Source organism: Levilactobacillus fujinensis (assembly GCF_003946335.1).
Classification (GTDB): Bacteria; Bacillota; Bacilli; order Lactobacillales; family Lactobacillaceae; genus Levilactobacillus; species Levilactobacillus fujinensis.
In genome coordinates this window covers 1-20,966 of sequence record NZ_RHNX01000033.1, presented here as the reverse complement: position 1 = coordinate 20,966, position 20,966 = coordinate 1, and the positions used below count along the sequence as shown (strand labels likewise).

Sequence of the window (20,966 nt, the reverse complement as noted above, 5' to 3'; positions counted from 1 at the left end):
TGTGTGAAACTATGCGCGAGAAATGTAAGTCCCGTCGGTAGAGTTGATGGAGAGCTTGTCGCCTTCGTTAACGAAGAATGGAACTTGAACGACTAAGCCAGTATTCATGGTAGCAGGCTTGGAACCACCAGAAGCGGTGTTCCCCTTGATACCAGGTTCCGTAGCAACAACTTCCAAGACAACCGTGTTTGGTACTTCGATGCCGAGAACTTCGGAACCGTATTGGACCAAATCAACGTTCATGTTCTCTTGTAAGTATGGGAGTTGGTCCTTGATATTTTCACCAGGAACTTCAATTTGTTCAAAGTTATCGGTGTCCATGAAGACCCGGTTACCACCATCTTCGTACAGGTATTGCATAGAACGCGTCTGAATGTCAGCTTGTTCCATCTTTGCACCAGCACGGAAAGTCTTTTCTTGAACGGCACCCGTCCGTAAGTTCTTTAGCTTTGAACGAACGAAAGCGCCACCCTTACCTGGCTTAACGTGTTGGAATTCAATAATGCGCCAAATTGCATGATCCACTTCAATAGTTAAACCGTTTTTAAAATCAGCAGTCGAAATTGCCATAATGTGTTCAGCCTCCTAAAATATGTCCTCTTTATAATATCAATTCTTACCCCTAAAAAGCAAGATACGTGGGTCACTTACAGAATAATTAAATTCCGTGGCGTGGTCGTGAGGACTTCATGACCAGTTTCTGTGACCAACACGTCGTCTTCAATGCGGATACCACCCTTGCCGGCAAAGTAAACGCCTGGTTCTGCGGTGACGACCTCATTTGCCGCCATCACATCTGGCCAGCCGCGACCGATGTTCGGGCCTTCGTGGATGTCTAACCCAATACCGTGACCGGTACCGTGAATAAATGCATCCCCGTAACCTTGTTCTGTTAAGAAATCCCGACCCGCATGGTCAATTTCATCACCCGTTGCGCCGGGATTAGTCGCCGCAATAATTTTTTCTTGGGCCGCCTGTACGGCCTGATAAGCCGCCTTAAGATCAGCACCGGGATCGCCTAAGGCCACTGTTCGGGTCAAATCAGACGTATAGCCATCCACGTAAAAACCGCAGTCAATGGTCACTAACTCACCGGTTGCCATCACCTTGTCACTGGCCTGACCATGAGGCCAAGCGGAACGCACACCACTGGCAACGATTGTCCCGAAACTCGGCCCCGTTGCACCGTGGTCTTGCATCCAACGTTCTAGCCACTGAGCTGCCTTACGCTCGGTCATCCCGGGCGCCAAGACATCAAATAAAGCCGCCACTCCCTGACTAGTCAGGGCCGTTGCCCGACGAATTGCAGCCAATTCGTCTGGTTCCTTAACCTGACGTAAGTGGTCCACAACATCAGCAAGTGGTACGATGTCGCTCATCAAATGTTCATCTAACCAGTCGAACTCAGCTAAGGTTAAACTATCCTCAAGGCCTAATACTGTCGCACCATCGGCCTCTAAGACCTCTTCAACGGCCTGGAGATAGTCACGGGTAATAATTTTGGACATATCTGGCATGGTTGCTGCCAATTCCGACTGATAACGCGCATCCGTAATGAAAACTGCACGTTTAGCCGTCACTAACAAGTAACCGTCGCCGCCTTCAACACTGGCACCAGCTAAATACTGCTGGTTACTGGCCGAGGAGACCAGAAAACTATCGATGCTCAGTGATGCAAATTGTGCTTGCAACCGTTCAATTCGTGATGTCATTGACCCATCCTCCTTTTTAATCAGAGAAAAAAGAAGAACTCAAAGCGAATTGGTCTCGCCTCAAGCTCTTCAGTCGTTACGAGGAAAACCTCGTGTTATTTAGCTACTTCTTCAGCAACTGGGTATACGGATACTTGACGCTTGTCACGGCCAAGACGTTCGAATTTAACGACGCCATCAACCTTGGCAAACAAAGTATCGTCACCACCGCGGCCTACGTTCAAGCCTGGGTAGATGTGTGTCCCACGTTGGCGGTAAAGGATAGAACCACCGGTAACAGTAGAGCCATCAGCAGCCTTCGTCCCAAGACGACGACCAGCAGAGTCACGACCGTTAGCAGTAGACCCACCACCTTTATGGTGAGAGAAGAATTGTAAGTTCATGTTCATCAGCATAAGTTTCACCTCCGCAATTTAGTCTTTTATTTCAGCGAATTCAATATAATCCGCGTAATTTGTGGCGACATCTCTTAACCCATCCGCAAAACTCTGGAGGAGTGTTTGTCCCTTTAATTCGGCCGTTGCTTCCAGCTTTGGTGGAAGGTGGACTTCCAGATAGCCACCCTCCTGATCACGATTTTCAACGTCTATCGGAATCTTAGCGATTCGTTGTAGACCATTGACCGTCGTAATCGCAAGCACCGAAACCGCAGCGCAAACAATGTCTTGACCATACTCACCTGAGTCAGCGTGGCCAGTGATTTGGAATGAATCGATTCGGTTAGCTCCATGATGGAACGTCGCGTGAATCATCGAGATCGCCTCTCTTAATCTTTAGGCTTTAAGCGTTGATAGCATCAACGACAACCTTGGTGTATGGCTGACGGTGACCCTTCTTCGTATGAGTACCCTTCTTGGCCTTATACTTGTAAGTAACAACCTTCTTTTCCAGACCCTGCTTTTCAACAGTTCCAGTAACGGTTGCACCGGCAACAGTTGGCGTCCCAATCTTAGGCTTGTCACCACCGACAAAGACAACTTGGTCAAAAGTAACCTTTTCACCAGCTTCAACGTTCAACTTTTCGACGTAAACAGCTTGGCCTGCTTCGACCTTGTACTGCTTGCCGCCAGTTACGATAATTGCGTACATGTGTGTGCACCTCCTTATATATTTAGACTTAGACTCGCCGAAAACAAGTGCTCCGCAAGCGGAAAACTTAATGACTCGTCCCGAGCGGTTGCAGCTGTGGAAGTCCACAAATACAACATGAAAATTATACTTGATGGGGTCAGCTACGTCAAGCTTTTTTCTGAGTCCAACGCAATATCCGTTCCCACCAATGCAAACCAAGTCGCCAGTAGCGTGACATTAGGCGTTGCTAATTGTCGAAAAGATTGTGCTAAATATTCTGAACGGTAACGCCGATTATCATTTAGCCAATGCTCGACTAATCCTAAAAATGCCATCGTCAAAAAGGTGATTTGAATGTCAATCGGTGGTTCATCCGTTCCGACAGCTGGTAAATGTTGGCTAAATCCTAAAAGTTCCCGCTCAAAACGTTGCCGTAACCGCGGCCGGAACTGAGTGAACTGGGGATGTAACAGTACCGTTAAGATCTGATGATGGCGATCAACATAGCGTAGCGCCGGCCCCAAGGCGAAGCCACTTACGGATTCACCGTTGGGAGCAATCACCGTCCGCGCCGCCGCGAACCACTCATCAATGACTTGCTGTTCCGTCTGTTCATAGAAATCCGTCTTATCCTTATAGTGTAGATAAAAGGTCCCCCGTGTCAGTTGGGCCGTACTGGTCAACTTCTGGACCGAAATTTGCTGTAACGATTGCTGTTGCAATAGCTCGCTGAGTGCCTGACGTAACTGCTCATTGGTCCGCACCACCCGTGGATCTAATTGACTGATAATCCTCCGCTCCCTTCCGTTCGTTACCAATTCTAGTGCTTGCCAAACATTGAAACTAAAGGTTGAAAATCAAAATGTTTACCTTACTCTTGCGACCATAGAAATTGTCACCGCTCAATTGGGGTACTGGTCGCACTCCGACTACCAGCGATTCCACTTGCTGTAGCTACTCACCTAAAACCATACCGATTTTTAGCGTTCCTGACAAGTTTTTCGTTTCCTGTATCACCGGCTTATGATGTTAGCCAGTAGAAATTTTTAGTCTATATTGGTTGAAAATGATCGTGCAATCGCAACGTCATCAATCCAATCAAAAAAGGGGTTCTGAATTCGATTATTCAAAACTCCCCAGTATTTAATAATTATTAGCTTGTCGGTCTAAGTTGACCTTACGTTTAGCTTCATAGGCCGCTTGAATCTCATCCTGACTAAACCCCAAGTCAACAAATCCCCACTTCAGGAATAATCGCCAAGCATGGCGAAAATCCTCTTGCCTGTGAGCAAAGTGACTATTGAACACCATCCGTTTTAGAATTAAGTATTGTTGGTCCAGATCCTTAGCAGGCCGACTTTTTTCCAGTCCCGTTAAGTCTTCTTCAGTAATCATGATGAGGTGCGTCCAGGTTTTCTTGGCCGCTACTAGAAAGAAGAAATCCATGGCATCCGTGTATTCCGTCAGTAGTGTCTCACGTGGCGTTTGGCCCTCGTCAGCCTTGCCTCGATGCGTTTTCCATACCTTGAACCACTCAGAAGTGTTTGCCACTTCAGCCAGCTCGACATCTAAGGCCACGTAGGCATTCTCAATCTGCTGTTTACGAGGCATCTCAATCTGGCGGTCGACCGTAATCTGTTCATCCAACGCAATTGACTGCTGGACTAATTTTGCTAGTTCTAACACGTTATCTAATTCCTCCTAGCCAAAAATCAGTGGATCCGATTGAATCTCCAGATCGTTCAGATTTTCTAAGTACCAATCTCGCATAAACGGATACTGAAGTAAAACATCGAACCAAGAGACTTGTTGTGCATCGTCATGGACGGTGATGACCCACTCTGGCTGTCCTTCAAGTTGATTGTTGAAGATATCGACCACGACGCTCTTATCCAGTGAAATTTCAGCACCGTTGCCGTTGACGCCATTCGTCAACATGTAGTCGTTTTGCGCCGCCGTCACGAACAGACGGTCCACAACACCAGCTGGCAAGTCCGCGGAACGAACCGCATAATTTTGCCGGTTAGCCATATCCAAAATGTTAAAGTCTACAGAATAACCGTAGTCCTCTTTTAAGTAGCGTGCGAAATCAAAAAGGATTTGAACGGATGCCTTGACCGTTTCGGCCGGGACCGTCTCGTGCAAGTCGATGATAAATAATTGTGTCAGTGCATGGCTATTGAAACGGAACATCTTACGTTCCAAGTTCAAATAGAACAGGGACTGACCCGTTGCCCGTTCCCGGTAGAAAACGCCGCCATTTTCTGATGTTTCAATGCGGAAGTTGAAGGTCCCCCGATCACCTAATGGCGTTAACTGCTGCGTTAGCTCCTCGTGGTGATCACGGGATTGCAAGATAACATGCTTACCCTGATCGTGTAATTCCAACATCCGGGACATGAATAACAGATAGTAATCTGAATTACTATATTGATGGGGGAATGTCACATAGTCCGAATCCAATTCAAAATCGGCCAATTGTGTCGCCGCATTAACCAATTCATCGGGATCCGTGGTCTTAACGAGTTGGTCCATCAGCTGTGTAAACTTCAGTCCCGTCTCTAGTCCCGACTTAATGGCTTCGTTATAGTTAAGTAGCCGACCGCTGGTGGTCAACGTTGACGGATCATTTTCGTTAATCATCAGCCTTCACCTCGCCCTCACTCTTACCTAACAGACTGTTTAAGTAATCGGCGTATAAGCTCGCGTTGTGAGCTTCAAAGTGTTCAAAGTCGTCAAACGCATCGCGAATACTCTGCTTTTCATAGCTAAGAATCGTGTCTTCCTTGGACAATACTAAAATCTTGTCATCATTTTCCTTGATTAGCTTGTGCGCATTCAAAGCCTTTTCGTCTTCGTCAGCCAGTTTGGTCAGCTGGTCAATAATACCTTGGCGTTCATCCTTGACCTTGCTAGAATCCCATGGCAAACTACTCCGTTGACTATTTTCCTTCAGTTGGTCACGTAACTTGGCCTTGTCATTGTCCCGAGTTGCCTGGGCATCGACCAGACCTTGAAGCTTTTCACTCTCTGCAGAAACCGATTCGATTTTTGCCGTGTTCAACCGTTGATTTTGGCTCTCTAATGCAAAGGAATCCTTTAATTTTTGATATTCCTTCTTGTCAAACTGAAATTGAACATTGATCACATCGAGGTCACCAAACAATCGCCGGTCCCACCAGTTCCCAAAGTAAATGTGGAACAGTCCGGTGGTGTACTCCTCGTAGTAGAAGAATGGGTAAATGTGGCCTAAATAATCAATTAAGTTGTCACTCAAATAATGGCTGACTTGGGGATGAATATTATCGACCAATTCAGACAAATGATTAACTGACCGCGCTGCTCGGGTCTTCTTAACTTCCTGATAGTAGCGCGCTTGATCCAGAAGTTCATAAACTTTTCGGTCATCGCCGTGCTGAACCGCCGCCTGCAACGTACTTAAGTAATCGAGTTTGTTGGCGATTGCCTGCGTTAAGACATCGGCTGCACTAGCTTGTTGTTCTTGCTTTTCCATGGATTATCCCTCATTCTGATGTTCCCTAGCGCTTGCCGTGAACATTTGGTTATACGTTCATGTTACCAAAAATTCCTTTAGAATAAAGCAGTTTGAACGAAATTTGCCAGAAAACAAGGATTTTTTTAAAGTTTCTCGTCTACTTGGCGACTCTCACCCTACTCATTTTCTCACCAGCGACTAAAAACGTCACGAACGACGCTCCGGTTTTTCCGGTGCCCATTCGTGACGTTTGCTATCTATTTTTTAAATTTTAGTACAATTCCAGATACTGATCACGTTCCCATTGCGAAACTTGCGTCCGGTAAGAATTGTATTCCAGGTTCTTCGCTTCGATAAAGCTCTGGAAGAGATGTTCGCCCATGGCACCACGCATGATATCATCAGCAGCTAAGTCCTTCAACGCGTTGTGTAACGTGTCAGGCAAGTTAGTGATGTGATTTTCTTGACGTTCTTCAGCGTCCATACGATAAATGTTCCGGTCAACGGCTTCCTGTGGTGCCAGCTTGTTGCGCAAACCGTCCAAGCCAGCTTCTAGAACTGCCGCAATAGCCAAGTAAGGGTTCGCTGCGGGATCAACACTCCGAAGTTCCAATCGTGTTGACAGGCCTCGAGAATTTGGTACTCGAATCAGTGGCGACCGGTTAGAACCAGACCAGGCCACGTAAACGGGTGCTTCGTAACCAGGAACCAAGCGCTTGTAGCTGTTAACGATTGGATTGCAGATAGCTGTAAAGCTCCGGGCGTGCTTGAGTAACCCACCTAAGAAGTGGTAAGCGTCCTCAGACAGCTGCATGTCGCCACCATCCTTGTCGAAAAAGGCGTTCCCTTGGCCATGGAACAAGGACATATTCAAATGCATCCCGGAACCGTTGATACCCGCCAGTGGCTTTGGCATGAACGTTGCGTACAAGCCGTACTTGCGGGCAATCGTCTTAACGACCAGTTTAAAGGTTTGAATGTTGTCAGCCGCAGTCAAGGCGTCGGCATACTTAAAGTCAATTTCATGTTGGCCAGGAGCGACTTCATGGTGCGCCGCTTCAACATCAAAGCCCATTTCTTCCATCGTCAGAACAATTTCACGCCGACAATTTTCACCTAAGTCCATTGGGGCCATATCGAAGTAGCTCCCCTTGTCATTAAGTTCCGTCGTTGGCTTACCATTTTCGTCCATCTTGAACAAGAAGAATTCAGGTTCTGGTCCAATATTAAAGTCGGTAAAGCCGGCCTTACGCATATCGTTCAAGACGCGAATCAAGTTATTCCGTGGGTCGCCAGCGAATGGTTTACCATCCGTCGTATAGACTTCACAGATTACTCGAGCAATCTTGCCCCGTTCCGTACTCCAAGGGAAAATCATCCAGGTCGAAAGGTCTGGGTATAGGTACATGTCACTTTCTTCAATTCGCACAAAACCATCGATGGAAGACCCATCAAACATCAACTTGTTTTCGAGTAACTTCCCAAGTTGGCTGATTGGCACCTCAACGTTCTTGATTGTTCCGAATAAGTCGGTAAACATTAACCGTAAGAATTTAACATTTTCGTCCTTTGCCATCTGACGAATGTCATCCTTGGAATATTCTGGTTTTGCCATTAAAATCGCTCCCTGTCAGTTTTTTTCTCGTCTAATACCACGGTTTAAAGAGGTCGTTGCTGGTGTAGCCCTGACGCTGGTTGACTGAACCCACTCTGCCGAATGAACTCGTCTTGTAAAATACGACGAACATCTTCATCGGTCAGCGGTTGCTTTTCAGCCGCTTGTTTTGCCTGCGCGGCCCGTTGTTGTTGATCATAAATTGCCTTGATCCCCGCAACATTGACTCCGTCGGCCAAGTAATCCTTGATTTCTAACAACCGGTCAACGTCATTTAGCGAATATAATCGTCGATTGCCGTCGCTCCGTTCGGGAGAAACCAAGTTCTGAGCCTCATAGTAACGAATTTGACGCGCCGTTAAGCTCGTTAATTTCATAACAGTTCCCATTGGCAAAACCGCCAATGAACGCCGTAACTCCTTTTCCTTCATCACTACCGGCCCCCTTTAACTCTGATGCCATCATACCACGCTGAAAATCGGAGTCAAGGTTTCATGTTATGTTTTATGACATGAATACCCAAAATGTTTAATTCTTTAATTAATTGTAAGAACTAAGTACACCGACCGAAAACAAACTAATTAGGATGTACACACTCCGGCTACTAGAAATCACGCCTGTTTTAGGGATGTTTTAGTCTGTAAGCTACTAAGTTACATGACTGCTTTTAAGCCACACGGGTCATATATCCTAAAAATCACTCACACTATATTATCCGCATCGGTTTGCAAGGTTAACCGATAAATCCAGATGCACTACTCTTTCCCACAGAAAAAGCCTTGACGTCCTGATCTATCCAGGATTCCAAGGCATGCTATCTTATTTTAATTTGTCTCACTAGTTAGCAAATCGAATTAACACCGTCACTATTTCTTCAACCATTCCGTCACGTGCTGCTCAATTTGCGTACGTTGCTCAGGGTGCCGAACCAAATCGTACCAAGTTGCCGTTGTTTGATTGCGAAACCAAGTCAGTTGACGTTTAGCATAGTGCCGTGAGTCTTGCTTGATTTGGTCGATGGCGGCTGGCAATTGAGCTGGTTGGTTCAAGGCTGGGAGTAGTTCGCGGTAACCAATGCCCGTGGCGGGTGGTAGCACGGCCCCCCCTCGCTCAGCTAGCCACTTTACCTCATCCACCAGTCCCTCCTTGATCATCAAGTCGACCCGCTGATTGATTCGCTGGTAGAGCAAGGAACGATCGGTATTCAGGGCCACGTAACACTCGTCATACTGAGGGCCGCTATTATCCTGATGTGAAAATAGCTGTCCGGTGATCTGAATAACTTCTAGCGCCCGTACCGTCCGTCGCACATTGGTTTGTGGAATCTTAGTAGCGGCTTGCGGATCACGATCGTTTAGCTCTTGCCACAAGTATTGTGGCCCTTTTTCTTGCGCTACCGCCCGAAGTTGTGCCCGAACATCGGCATCCCCAGGAGCTTCTGCCCCTAATTTCAAGCCATCGAAAAGCGCTTGTAGATAGAAGCCTGTCCCTCCAGCAATGATAGGTAAATGTCCCCGTCGCCGAATCTCCGGAATCAACGTCTGTGCCGCCGCCACGAACTCAGCCACTGTAAACTGCTGCGTCACGTCACAGACGTCGATCAAATGATGCGTAGCTTGTGCCTGTTCGGCTGGGGTCGCCTTGGCCGTCCCAATATCCAAATGACGATAAACCTGCATGGAGTCCCCCGAGATAATTTCGCCGTTAAACTTCTGTGCTAGATCGATAGCGAGCGCTGTTTTACCCACTGCAGTCGGTCCCACAATAGCTAAGACTTTTTCCAAGATGGCACCCCTCCCTGAATTTTTGCTCGCAAGGCCACAGCCCGGGCCGGATAGTCCGTGATCAGTCCCGCAAAATGGTGCCGTAAACAATATGTCATGTCAGCTTCACTGTTGACCGTCCACGGCCGCAACTGCGCGTGCGGTAACCAGAAACGATGGGCCTTCACCCAGTGAATATCCGGATGCAAGCCCCCAACCTGATGCCGACGCTGCATGAGTTTCGCCTGGCGTCCAGCTGTTTTAAAAAGTTTCGCATACTCCGCCTGTGGATACAGAGTACGTAATGTCAGAATAGACTTGGCTCGAAAGCTAGAGAAAACCAGCCGGAACGGCACCGGTTGCCGCTCAAAATAAGCTGCCAAGCGTTGTTCAATTCCCGGATAGTGAATTTTATTCGTTTTAAGTTCTAGGTTAAAAACACCCGTGAAGTTATCCGCAATCAAGAGTTGAATCACCTCATCCAGTGTCGGAATCTGGATGCCCGCATAATCTGGACTGAAACGACTCCCGGCATCTAAACCCTTTAATTGTACCAACGTTAAATCTTTAATAAAGCCCTCGCCATTAGTGGTCCGGTCGACCCGCTCATCGTGCATAATCACCAGCTGCTGGTCTGCTGACAGCTGAACATCGGTTTCGATTCCGTCAGCTCCAGCATCTAATGCCGCCTGAAACGCTAGTAACGTATTCTCAGGACGGGTCCCCTTGCTTCCTCGATGCGCAATAATTTGTGTCGGTTGTTTGGTAAACATGTCCTCAACTCCTCTTTGTTCAATTATCCATGAATTCATTTGTGAGTAATTGACGTCCCGACTATTGTTCTTGAATCCTTTATGAATAAGATTACCACAAAACGTAAACAACTTTATAGCGAATCGAAGGTTAGAATAAAGTCATAGCTCTCTATTGGAACCAGCTTAGCCACCAGCGATCCTATTATTAGCCTAAAGAAAGTCCCAAAACACACATTATAACTGTTGTCACAACAATACTGGGTCTAAAATTAGGCAACGTTGTCCATCCATCGCCTTACCGGCCGGCAGATATGGGCTGGAAACGGTGCGAACACAACTTGAAGCCTCGAAAGTACCGAGTCTACAAGCTTGGTTTTCTACTAAGCCAGCAGGAAACCCACCTGCCGACTAAGTAGAACGACGCACCTGAGCCCATATCTGCCGATCTCTCGGCTACCGTAGTTGGTTTAAGGCAACGCGGATTATGCCCACAGAAACGTTATTATTTTATGCTTAAACCCTGACAACCACCTGGGATCCAGTGGTTAAAATGGACGTGTACAATCTGAGCCGGAGGCGGCCAAGGATGCAGCTAGGCGTGTCGACGATGTTAGTCGCCTTTTCCGGCTTACATCGTGGGACGACCTGGGAGACGCCTGATTTTGGCGGCTTTCAGGCGAGCCGGAAGCCCGTTCTTTGGCTGAAGGCGTTCCCCACAGCAAGCGGAATCCCTGGCAGCCGGAGTGCGACCCGTATCACTAATTTAGCGGTGATAATTCCTACTGTCACAAAAATAACCTAAACGTTTTAGCTTTCAACCTTCAGTTATTAACTTCGTCTTTCGCAACGAACTACGTTTCAGCAGTGAGATTAATGCTACGATTGGGTAATTTCAGAGCTTATTTGGTGGCTAGCTGTTAGACGCTGAATGTCATCCACAAGACACGTACGGATTTCAACATGTATCACAACAAATTCGGCCATACAAATGATGTTTTAATCGGCTGAGATGTTCCCACTTTTGACACCCGGAATACGGTCGTTTTAGACCCAACCATTCTTCACACCCCCCAATGCGAATCTCCGTAAATCACTGGCAATTTGACAGTAAAACCAGCATAATGGAAGCGGATAATTAAATTCTTAAATGATGGGAGTCGAGAGCTATGAAACATTTCACAAAGGGATTTTTGTTTGGTGTCGTCGCAACTGCTAGTGCCGTTGCCGGGGCAGTCTTTTCATTTAGAAAAAAGGTCGTTCAGCCAATCGAAGACCAAGAATCACGCTTCGAAGAAAACCGGAAACGTGCGAACCGGAAGAGCCATTCCGCTCACAATGGTTAACTTTCATTGAAATTCAAAAAGAGCGTCGCGGAAAAAATCCGTGACGCTCTTTTTTTGCGGGACCATAAATGCCCTGCCCTTACATTGCCAAAGCATGTGACCAGAGGTAATCGGTCTCGCTTACCCCGAATACGTAATTGATTTCAAGCTAGGATTACGCGATTGTCAGCCTTTATGCTCACTCGCTAGTCACTTCAGTCGCACGCTTTTCAATTTAATACTTCGTCTTTTTCGTCTTACCTTGCCAACGTGAGTAACCTGTCTTTAAGATAAAAATTTGGTCGTAGTCTTCTTTACCTAGCAACAAGGCAGCACGGGTGCTCAGTGTTTTCCCCTGATCATACAGGTAGACTGGCAGATCCGCACGAATTTCTTGATGATAAGCTTTAAACGTTGAGAAAGGAATATTCCGGGCCCCTAAAATGTGACCCGCATCAAAATCTTTCTTCTCCCGTAAGTCCACAACTTGTGCCTTACGGAGACCCGCCTGAAACGTGTCCTCGTCGATAAGGGTAGCGACGCGATTACGTCGGATTACTGTAGCTAATTCCCAGCCACCCCATGCGACTAACAAAATGATCAGGATGATGGTATAGATCGTCATCCCAGAGATTGCACCAATTACCAAAACTAAATCGTCCTTCCTGGCTTTTACTAGTTACTCTTTTGGAACCGCAATGCCAATGAAGCGGCCCCAATCACACCTGCATCGTTACCTAATTGTGCCAACCGGAGTTTCGTTGAATCACGAACGGCTGGGAAGGCATTTTCTTGGAAATAACGCGTCGTTGGCTGTAACAACGTATTGCCGGCATTAGAAACCCCACCACCAATAATGATGTTGGCCGGATTCAAAATGTTCGCAACGTTGGCCAAAGCCAATCCTAAGTAAAAGGTGACGCGGTCAACCACTTGGTTAGCTAAAATGTCCCCATTATCAGCCAAATAGAAGATCATCTTAGACGTGACGCTTTCTTGGTTATCTTCCATTTCCTTTAAACGAGATGTGCCCATAAAATCTTTAGACATATCAGCGGCAACGTGAACGACACCAGTAGCAGAAGCGTATTGTTCGAGACAACCACGCTTGCCACAAGTACACAAGTAGCCGTTTGGTTGCACGGTCACGTGACCCAACTCACCAGCGCCACCATTGATGCCGTGCAAAAGGTGTCCGCCAGCAATGACTCCACCACCGACACCAGTACCTAACGTAACGAAGACCACGTCGGCATCCTTTTCACCGGCACCCTTCCAGTATTCACCCAGGGAAGCCACGTTAGCATCATTGTCCAAGATAAATTGTAACCCAACACCGGCCTGAATCTGGTCACGGACTTGTTGGCGCTTCTTCCAGTTCAAATTAAATGCACCAATGACCGTTCCATTTTCAATGTCTACGGAACCTGGAGTCCCCATTCCGATACCGAGAAAATCATCTTTACTAAATTCTGAATTCGTAATGTGTTGGTTAATCGACTCAATAATGTTTGGGACAATATGACTGCCCTCATCAGAGATATCGGTGGGAATGTTCCACTTCGTCAGGATTTCCCCAGAAACAGAAAGGAAAGCCATTTTCGTTGTGGTACCACCTAAATCGATTCCAATTAAATTCCGTGCCATAACTCTAAATCCCTCCAATAGATTGGTGCTTATCTCTTGCTCGTTGTTCTTCTAATCGGTGTTCATGTGTTAGAACCACCTTGGCCTGCACAAAAGTATGGTCATCCACCACCCGCGCTTTTCGCAAGTGGTCTAGTTCTAGTGCCATGACCTCAATGTCCCAAAGCCGCTTGCCCACGTACACATAAATACCGAACTTTTTAAGTAGCTGCTGAACATCATATAACGTTTTCATTGTGCCACAACCTCCGTGAAATTGCACGAGTCATTTTCGTTGACTACTGGGCCATCCCATGTAAATACAACCAGACCAATCCAACGATTAGAACAATCGTCGCTACAATTCTCTTGATTACGCTAACCTTACCAATTCGAGGAACACCGACTGTATACGCTACCAAAAAGCCCACGATCAGGCCACCCAAGTGACCGGCCATGTCAATCCCCGGTGTGAAGATGTCAAACGCTAAATTCATGATGATAAAGGCCATAAAAGTTCGCGCGATTTGACGAATAACTGGATTTTGCCAGAAGGACTCGCCAAGCATCAAGAATGCCCCAAATAGGCCAAAAATTGCGGTACTAGCACCCGCCGACAGACTATCTGAGAAGCAGAAACTTGCCACGTTTCCCCCAATACCAGCAATTAGAAACATCGTCAAAAATCGGGTATGACCAAACGCCGCTTCAATCTGAATTCCCACAAAGTACAGTGTAATCATGTTCATTAAGATATGTGTGAAGCCAATGTGCAAGAAAATTGGGGTGAATAATCGCCACCACTCTCCCTGCTGAATCAAGACGTTGACCTTAGCACCAAACGTAATCAAAACGTTGACGTTGGTGCTTCCACCAGCTAAGGTCATGGCGCCGTACACCAGTACCATGATGACAATCAGGCCGACCGTCATGAATGGATACTGGTTGAGTCGGCTAAGTCGATACTTAAGTTGCGTCACCGCGAGGCTTCCTTTCTATTCTATAACTGTGCGGCTAAAACCGCATCTAATCTAACATCAAATGATTCAACGGTCCAACTAGGTTGACTCGCCTGCTGAGCGGGCAACGCCAGTGAAACCTTGAATCCGGTCGTTTTTGGTAAATAACGATCATAGTACCCACCGCCGAAACCTAATCGTTCACCAGCAGTCGCAAAAATGAGACCGGGAACAACGATCAATTCAAATTGGTCTGGCGCAATGATTTCGCCATCAATGGGTTCCAACAAGCCAAATTTGCTACGTTCGAAGTTTGTATGGTCGTCCACCACATGAAAAGCCATTTGCCGATGAGGCAGCGTTTGTGGAACCGCAACAAGTTTCCCCTCCACATGTGCCCGGTCGATGATCGGCTGCGTTGCTAATTCAAATCCACTACTGATAGTAGTCGCAATCTTGCTAGCTGATTGCCATTCTGGCAACGCCCATAACTGCTGGTATAACTGAGCACTGGCGGCTAGTCGTTGCTCTGCGGACATCGTTTTGAGTGCCTGAATCGTCTGTTGCCGCAATTCCTTCTTAGTTGCCACGATGACGCCTCCCTAATCAATTCTCATTCTCTTACTTCTTTACCTGGACCCACTGTAACTGTACACAACATACACGTATAGGCCGAAAAATCGCCACCTATAAAATCAAACGTGATGCGAACAGTTCCCCCACAACCCCATATAGGCCAGTAAGGCGAATAGCTATCTATTTTCACAACTAACAGTGTTACCAAATCAAACACCAATCAACATCCCAAAAAACACTTTTTGCCCTTCAACTTTTAACTACAAAAAAAGGTGCGGACTCTCGCCCGTACCTTACTTAGTTTCACGATGCAAAGTTACTTTCCGGTCACGTGGGCAATATTTCTTAAATTCAACCCGGTCCGGGTTATTACGCCGGTTCTTGCTGGATAAGTAATTGCGTTCGTGGCATTCTGTACATTCTAAAGTGATGTGTACACGCATTGTGGGTAACCTCCCAACTTGTTCAGAATTACAGGCTAGAGCCCTTAACTCGTAATATATTACCATTAATCCGGTGCAATTACCAGTCATAATCCCAAATATGTTAAGGAAAAATACTTAACAGCTGTCAGAAACCTTTTGCCACTAAGCTTTATCCCTATCCAACTGTCGTTTTAGACTGAACCGTCTTCCAGTAAGCTGCATAGATTTTTTTGGCCAATTGCATGTTGTTATCTTCGGCGTTAACACCTAAGTTAGGCATTGCCAAAGCCACAACCACTTGTGGATTCTTTTCTGGGGCATAAGATGCCAAACTCAGCGTAACGGTCTCGTGACCCTTATAGTAAGTTTGCGCTGTCCCAGTCTTGGCCGAAATACCTGGTGAAATTGAAGATAAACTCCCACCGGTCTTATAGGTGTTGGACCCATGAACCACGTCGTACAACCCTTCCGTAACCAGTTGTTTTTCAGCAGTGGTCATGTCGATTCGGTTCAGAACCTTTGGGGTCACAGTCGACTTAACAGCCCCCAATTTACCGGTTGATGTGGTACCGCGAATAGAATCAACTACGTGTGGTGCGATCCGAGTCCCACCGTTGGCAATGGTCGACATGTATTGTCCGACCTGCAGAACGGTGTACGCATCATAGTTTCCAAAGGCCAAATCCAAAGCATTCCCAATGTGAGCATAACTACTTGACCCCTTCAAACCAGTACTTTCACCGGGGAGGTCAATCCCTGTGGAGACCCCTAACCCAAATTGGTTAAAGTAACCCCGTTCCTTGGCAAAAATACTAGTATTCATGGTCAAAGCAGATCCTGCAACGTAATTAAAGTTGGCTTCCTTCATGGCTAACTGCATCATATAAGAGTTAGAAGAAACTTCTAGCGCTGTCGATGCGTTGACCGTGATGTTCGCACTCCCACTATGGTTGAACCAGGAAGATTTCTTGACGCCACCAACATTGATGACTTTATCAGTCAACGTGTTGTTCGATGGCGTGATCACACCATCCATCAGTGCACCAGAAACCATGGCACCTTTGACAACAGATCCCATAACAATATCGCTGTTCATGGCACCCAGTGCGTTCGTCGTGATTTTACCCGTAGACGGATCACGATCGACCCCAGCCATACCGATAACACCACCGGTATTGGGATTCATGACGATTGCGTACGTTCCGGTTGAGTAACCACCCGCACCAGACTCCGCAGAATGAACCAGTGATTGCAGTTGACTTTGGAACTTAGAATTGATGGTCAGTTGCAGGTTATCCCCCTTCTGACCCCCATACTTCTTAACTTCCTTAGTCACCGTGTTATTCCCAGCAACTTCGACCTGCTTTTCGGCCTTAGTTCCTCGCAAAACGGACTCGTATTCTTGTTCCAAGTAAGACTGGCCCACGCTGTCATTGCGAGAATACCCTTGTGCGAGCAGCTCGTTGACCCGATCACTTGGCAACCCCGTCTTTTCGGACGAAACGGTTCCAATGATTGATCTGATCGACGACCCGTTGGGATAATCCCGTGACCAACTCGTTCCCACTTGAATCCCTGGCATTTCGGACAAATGCTCACCAATTTGAGCAATTTCCGTACTTGAGACGCCCGAGTCCTTGATATACGTGGTCGACAGTGCATAGGCCCCGCTCATTTTCGCAAAAATAGCGGCCGCGTTCTGCTGCGTCTTCGTTAATTTAAATGATGAATCATTCTGTAAATAACTCAACGCCTTGTTGTACAACTGGGTGGTCGACATCCCCTTCGTCCCAGACAATTTTCCTTCAACTGCTTTTAACCGATTTTGATCGGTCAAATAGTAGTCAATGGACTGTCGGGGTGTCAGGGAGCTGGTCGAAACTGTTAAGTAGCGGCCCAACTTGTTCGCAATATCGTACATACTCGTCGATAAGACGTTGACCCCCTTGGTGTAGGAGATGGCTTGATGGGCTTTATTCCCAACCAGGACCTTACCACTGGAGTCGTAAACCATCCCCCGTTGAACGTTGGTGGTTTCAATCGTGGTATCGGTCGAATTGACCTCCGCCTTAAATTGTGTCCCGTACATCACCTGCAAATACGCCAACTGACCAATCAGCGCCGCAAATAACAGGGCAACAATAATGAAAAGAAAGTTTAACCGAAACGGGATCTGTGACTTCGTGGGGCCGCCACTAGACCGTTGATTCCGGTTACTAACGCGATTATAAAAATTCTTCACAACAGCTCTGCTCCTTATTGTACTGCACCTATTTTACCAAACTTCGTCGCTAGTCACTATCCCACTAACGAAATTTAATGATTTTATGCTATTCTAGAAGCCTAGACAAAATAACACTAGTCATTCTAGCATAACCCGGGCGACCGTTTAGTCACTAGTCGGGCTCTTTACAAAATCTAAACTTTTCAAGCTAATTAAGTGACGTTTTCTTTTAGTATATTACACTTATGAAGACAAACAATATATTGGAAGATATAGGCTAGTATAAAATAGTCGCACGACGACTGCCAGAGATTTCATCTGCCGTGAGCCATTCAAGTCTTAGAAGCCATCAGCAAATGTTATTTCCAAGATTGATGCTATCCCTGATCTCTCTGATTTACATTGACCTTTGCCACATTCAATGGTGAAATTGGACTATCCTAACTCGTTCATGACACTCCTGCAACTCTGTCATGAACCTCACTAATGATTAGCTGAGACGTCACTAGATATGAGCTCAGGCGCATCGGTTCACCCAATGTTTGGTGGTCGGCAAGGCGAATAGCCCCGCTACGTCGCCCAGTTACGGAATGACTTTTTGACTCACAACTATTTTTAAGATTGAGGTGGCTTTATTTGCAAGCACGAAAACGGCGCTGGTCTTTGACTCAACGTCAATTTACCCTACTTGGGGCTTTCCTAACGCCCTTTATCCTGATGACAATCTACTTTATCTACCGTCAGATGGCCCCATTTGGCTCTAGCAGCCTGCTAACCGTCGATTTGGGTCAACAGTACATTGACTTCTTTGCCTACCTCAGACGGGCACTCCTGCACGATCCTAGCAGCATCTTCTATTCCTTTGCCAATGGCTTAGGGGGCGAAATGCTGGGGACCTGGTCCTATTATTTGTTAAGTCCCCTTAACTGGATTCTGCTGTTGTGCCCAGGAACATCACTCACGACCGGTGTTTTCCTGCTGACTGTGTTCAAATATGGGCTCTCCGGTCTGACCTTTGCTTGGTTATTAGATAAAACTACCAAGCAGACCGGACTGAAAGCCATTACTTTTGCTACAGCCTATGCTTTGATGGGCTGGTCGATCGCCAACCAGTTAAACGTGATGTGGTTGGATGCTGCCTACCTCTTACCCTTGATTTTCTATGGACTCTACCTGCTGATGCAGACCGGCAAGTGGCGGACCTATGTCATTTGGTTGACTCTCATGTTAGTTGTGAACTACTACATGGCTTACATGATCTGTCTTTTTATGATTCTTGCCTTTATCTGGTTAGCCATTGACAAGTTCACTACCTGGCGTCATTTCTGGGGTCAAACCTACCGTTTCGCTTGGACCTCAGTCGTCAGTGGCCTGCTCGCGGCGTTTGTCCTCCTGCCAACCTGGTGGTCACTCTCGCAGAGTAAGGCACAATACACCGTGACCTCTTTTAAATGGAAGTTCGAGTTCTTCCCACCCAAGATGATTGCAAAATTCTTTATGGGGGCCTTTAACTTTGATCAGATGCCCGATGGGACGGCCAACTTATTTATTGGCGCTATTGCCCTGTTGGGAAGTCTATTTTTCTTCAGTGACCGCCGCATTCGACTCAGAAGTCGGCTCACGGCTGGCATCGTCACTCTCTTTCTCGCACTGTCCTTATGCGTGCAACCGTTGGATCTACTATGGCACGCTGGCCAGTTTCCGGTCTGGTATCCATACCGGTTCTCATTTATCGTCAGCTTTTGGCTGATTTGGTTGGCCGCTCAGACGTTGACCAATGACTTTCAGCCCGGTTGGCTAGCAATTGCCATCGTCACGCTACTGGTCGCGGCTGGCAGTGCCTACGTGGTCCTCAATCTGAAAAAGTTTGCGTTTCTTTCCTGGAATCAGGTGTTACTAGGGCTATTATTCATTATCTTTGCCTTGGCCCTGACAACGCTCCCGATTCACCATCACTGGATCTACCCACTGACTTTCTTCGTCATTGGGGTAACCGAAGTCAGTGCGAACGCCTTTATTTCACTGAATAACATCAGTTACGTCTCACAGGGCGAATATGGGAATTACACCAATGAGTTGCAACGGTTGGTCAACCGCGTCCAAAAGAAGGATACCGGCGCCTACCGCATTGGCAAGACCTTCTTACGGACTAAGGGCGATGCCTTTCAAACCGGATACAACGGTGGGGGCGTCTTCTCCTCCGTTTTGACAAAAACCACGCCAGCTTTCTTTGGCAACATTGGAGATCCTGATGGTGACGGTTTCGTAGAATACAGTAACGGCACCTTGGTCACCGACTCGCTACTGAACATGAAGTATTACTTCCAGCAAAAGCAACTTTCTGGCGCTTTGGGTGGCACCAGCATTTTACCCGCGTCGACCAACAAGGCTGATCTCGCCGATTATCGTGTCATCAGCCAAGATCACTGGGCAACAACCTACCATAATCCGTACGCGCTCCCAATGGGATATGCCGCTAGCTCACAAATTTTAACCTTAAAGAACAAAACGGCCGATCCAGCACAATATCAGGCCAACTGGTTGGCAGCACTAACTGGTAATGCAAGCGATCAACACCTTTACACCGCGGAGAACTTTAATCAGGTCGACTTCCAAAACATTGGCCAGCAAACCAAAATTACCGGGGCGATGCTGCAGAAGAAGAACCTGCTCAAACCCGCTAAGATTACCTTAACATTTAAACCAACGAGTAACGACGCCTACTATCTGACCTTTGGCTCCACGGTCAATCCAGATAATGCCACCTTTATTCTGAATGGCAAGCAACTGGATCAATACAAGACTTACCGCAATACGATTCTGGTGAGTGTTGCTGATCATGCCAAGGGCAAAACCCAGAAGCTAACAATTCAACTGAAAAAAGGGTCGCTATGGCTCGAGAATTTCACGCTATACCGTCTGAACACGGCGACCTTCCAACGGGCGGTCAAGCAACTGCAAACGCAGCCTTGGCACCTGACGAAGCATTCCAGTCGTTATTTCAGCGGGACGATTACCACGAATCAGCGAAATCAAGTTCTGAACACCTCGATCCCCTACTCCAAGGGATGGCACGCAACGGTCAACGGTCAGCCCGTCAAGACCTATAAGACGTTGAATATGTTCACCGCTATCAAACTTCCTAAGGGAAAGAACACGGTGACCCTATCCTACTGGCCACCATTCCTAAACGCTGGACTACTTATCAGCGGTGGGACCCTCATTGTGCTAGTTGCCGGTTGGTGGTTGTTTAGAAAGCGTCGTTCAGACCAAAATGATACTTTTAAAGTGTGATGTCCTTAACGTCATAATTCAGTCGCACAAGTTTTGAGCGCGTAAAAGAAAGGTTCTATGATATTTGGTGTTGATAGAGAAATCTGTCGACGCCATTTTCTGTATAATAAAAGGGGCACACTGCCCCA

22 protein-coding genes and 1 other annotated feature are annotated in these 20,966 nt (G+C 46.9%); of the genes, 2 read left to right on the top strand and 20 right to left on the bottom strand.

Translation table 11 applies throughout. The annotated features are described in order from the left end of the window. Positions 1-9 precede the first annotated feature (9 nt). The 13 genes from efp to EKM89_RS10995 form a co-directional block, all read right to left on the bottom strand. The gene (gene efp, locus EKM89_RS11055) at positions 10-570 is read right to left on the bottom strand and encodes an elongation factor P (protein WP_125688527.1); all 561 of its coding nucleotides are present in this window, start codon (positions 568-570) and stop codon (positions 10-12) included. Between the two features lie 77 nt (positions 571-647). Further along, positions 648-1,712 (bottom strand): M24 family metallopeptidase, encoded by a 1,065-nt coding sequence (locus tag EKM89_RS11050; protein WP_125688525.1) that lies wholly within the window; start codon positions 1,710-1,712, stop codon positions 648-650. 95 nt (positions 1,713-1,807) lie between these two features. After that, positions 1,808-2,101, bottom strand: a complete 294-nt coding sequence (rpmA, locus tag EKM89_RS11045; RefSeq protein WP_125688548.1) for a 50S ribosomal protein L27 — start codon at positions 2,099-2,101, stop codon at positions 1,808-1,810. Between the two features lie 24 nt (positions 2,102-2,125). Next, entirely contained in the window at positions 2,126-2,464 is a 339-nt protein-coding gene (locus tag EKM89_RS11040) for a ribosomal-processing cysteine protease Prp (protein ID WP_125688523.1), read from the bottom strand. 28 nt (positions 2,465-2,492) lie between these two features. Then, positions 2,493-2,801 (bottom strand): 50S ribosomal protein L21, encoded by a 309-nt coding sequence (gene rplU, locus EKM89_RS11035; RefSeq protein WP_125688521.1) that lies wholly within the window; start codon positions 2,799-2,801, stop codon positions 2,493-2,495. Between the two features lie 20 nt (positions 2,802-2,821). Continuing rightward, positions 2,822-2,901: a sequence feature (ribosomal protein L21 leader region), on the bottom strand. A gap of 43 nt (positions 2,902-2,944) precedes the next feature. Beyond that, positions 2,945-3,601, bottom strand: a complete 657-nt coding sequence (locus EKM89_RS11030) for a TetR-like C-terminal domain-containing protein (RefSeq protein ID WP_225421871.1) — start codon at positions 3,599-3,601, stop codon at positions 2,945-2,947. 325 nt (positions 3,602-3,926) lie between these two features. Beyond that, entirely contained in the window at positions 3,927-4,469 is a 543-nt protein-coding gene (locus tag EKM89_RS11025) for a dUTP diphosphatase (protein ID WP_125688519.1), read from the bottom strand. A gap of 15 nt (positions 4,470-4,484) precedes the next feature. Then, a complete protein-coding gene (locus EKM89_RS11020) occupies positions 4,485-5,426 on the bottom strand; it encodes a hypothetical protein (protein ID WP_125688517.1) in 942 nt (313 codons plus the stop codon). Further along, complete coding sequence (locus EKM89_RS11015) at positions 5,419-6,297, bottom strand: exonuclease SbcC (protein ID WP_125688515.1); 879 nt, start codon at positions 6,295-6,297, stop codon at positions 5,419-5,421. The genes EKM89_RS11020 and EKM89_RS11015 overlap by 8 nt, the downstream gene beginning before the upstream one ends. Before the next feature lie 253 nt (positions 6,298-6,550). After that, complete coding sequence (gene glnA / locus EKM89_RS11010; RefSeq protein WP_125688513.1) at positions 6,551-7,894, bottom strand: type I glutamate--ammonia ligase; 1,344 nt, start codon at positions 7,892-7,894, stop codon at positions 6,551-6,553. 44 nt (positions 7,895-7,938) lie between these two features. Continuing rightward, on the bottom strand, positions 7,939-8,325 hold the full coding sequence (locus tag EKM89_RS11005; protein ID WP_125688511.1) for a MerR family transcriptional regulator: 387 nt from the start codon (positions 8,323-8,325) through the stop codon (positions 7,939-7,941). Between the two features lie 435 nt (positions 8,326-8,760). Next, complete coding sequence (gene miaA, locus EKM89_RS11000) at positions 8,761-9,678, bottom strand: tRNA (adenosine(37)-N6)-dimethylallyltransferase MiaA (RefSeq protein ID WP_125688509.1); 918 nt, start codon at positions 9,676-9,678, stop codon at positions 8,761-8,763. Then, positions 9,663-10,430, bottom strand: coding sequence for a glycerophosphodiester phosphodiesterase (locus EKM89_RS10995; protein ID WP_125688507.1), 768 nt, complete (start codon positions 10,428-10,430; stop codon positions 9,663-9,665). Before EKM89_RS10995 ends, miaA begins: the two co-directional genes overlap by 16 nt. Before the next feature lie 1,148 nt (positions 10,431-11,578). Here EKM89_RS10995 and EKM89_RS10990 point away from each other — a divergent pair. After that, on the top strand, positions 11,579-11,755 hold the full coding sequence (locus tag EKM89_RS10990; protein WP_125688505.1) for a DUF3042 family protein: 177 nt from the start codon (positions 11,579-11,581) through the stop codon (positions 11,753-11,755). 214 nt (positions 11,756-11,969) lie between these two features. Here EKM89_RS10990 and EKM89_RS10985 read toward each other — a convergent pair whose 3' ends face one another. The 7 genes from EKM89_RS10985 to EKM89_RS10955 all read right to left on the bottom strand — a co-directional run bounded on the left by EKM89_RS10985 (position 11,970) and on the right by EKM89_RS10955 (position 17,562). After that, on the bottom strand, positions 11,970-12,383 hold the full coding sequence (locus EKM89_RS10985) for a rhodanese-like domain-containing protein (RefSeq protein ID WP_225421870.1): 414 nt from the start codon (positions 12,381-12,383) through the stop codon (positions 11,970-11,972). Between the two features lie 26 nt (positions 12,384-12,409). Next, a complete protein-coding gene (locus tag EKM89_RS10980) occupies positions 12,410-13,381 on the bottom strand; it encodes an ROK family glucokinase (RefSeq protein ID WP_125688503.1) in 972 nt (323 codons plus the stop codon). Positions 13,382-13,385: 4 nt separating this feature from the next. Continuing rightward, positions 13,386-13,616, bottom strand: a complete 231-nt coding sequence (locus tag EKM89_RS10975) for a YqgQ family protein (protein ID WP_125688501.1) — start codon at positions 13,614-13,616, stop codon at positions 13,386-13,388. Between the two features lie 43 nt (positions 13,617-13,659). Next, the gene (locus tag EKM89_RS10970; RefSeq protein WP_125688499.1) at positions 13,660-14,340 is read right to left on the bottom strand and encodes a rhomboid family intramembrane serine protease; all 681 of its coding nucleotides are present in this window, start codon (positions 14,338-14,340) and stop codon (positions 13,660-13,662) included. A 20-nt stretch (positions 14,341-14,360) separates the two neighbouring features. After that, on the bottom strand, positions 14,361-14,909 hold the full coding sequence (locus tag EKM89_RS10965) for a 5-formyltetrahydrofolate cyclo-ligase (protein WP_125688497.1): 549 nt from the start codon (positions 14,907-14,909) through the stop codon (positions 14,361-14,363). Between the two features lie 279 nt (positions 14,910-15,188). Further along, positions 15,189-15,338, bottom strand: coding sequence for a 50S ribosomal protein L33 (gene rpmG, locus EKM89_RS10960; RefSeq protein ID WP_011667723.1), 150 nt, complete (start codon positions 15,336-15,338; stop codon positions 15,189-15,191). 157 nt (positions 15,339-15,495) lie between these two features. Further along, on the bottom strand, positions 15,496-17,562 hold the full coding sequence (locus EKM89_RS10955) for a peptidoglycan D,D-transpeptidase FtsI family protein (RefSeq protein ID WP_125688495.1): 2,067 nt from the start codon (positions 17,560-17,562) through the stop codon (positions 15,496-15,498). Between the two features lie 618 nt (positions 17,563-18,180). Here EKM89_RS10955 and EKM89_RS10950 point away from each other — a divergent pair. Beyond that, positions 18,181-20,838 carry a YfhO family protein gene (locus EKM89_RS10950; RefSeq protein ID WP_125688493.1) on the top strand — a complete coding sequence of 886 codons (2,658 nt, stop codon included), beginning with the start codon at positions 18,181-18,183 and terminating at the stop codon, positions 20,836-20,838. Positions 20,839-20,966: the final 128 nt, after the last annotated feature.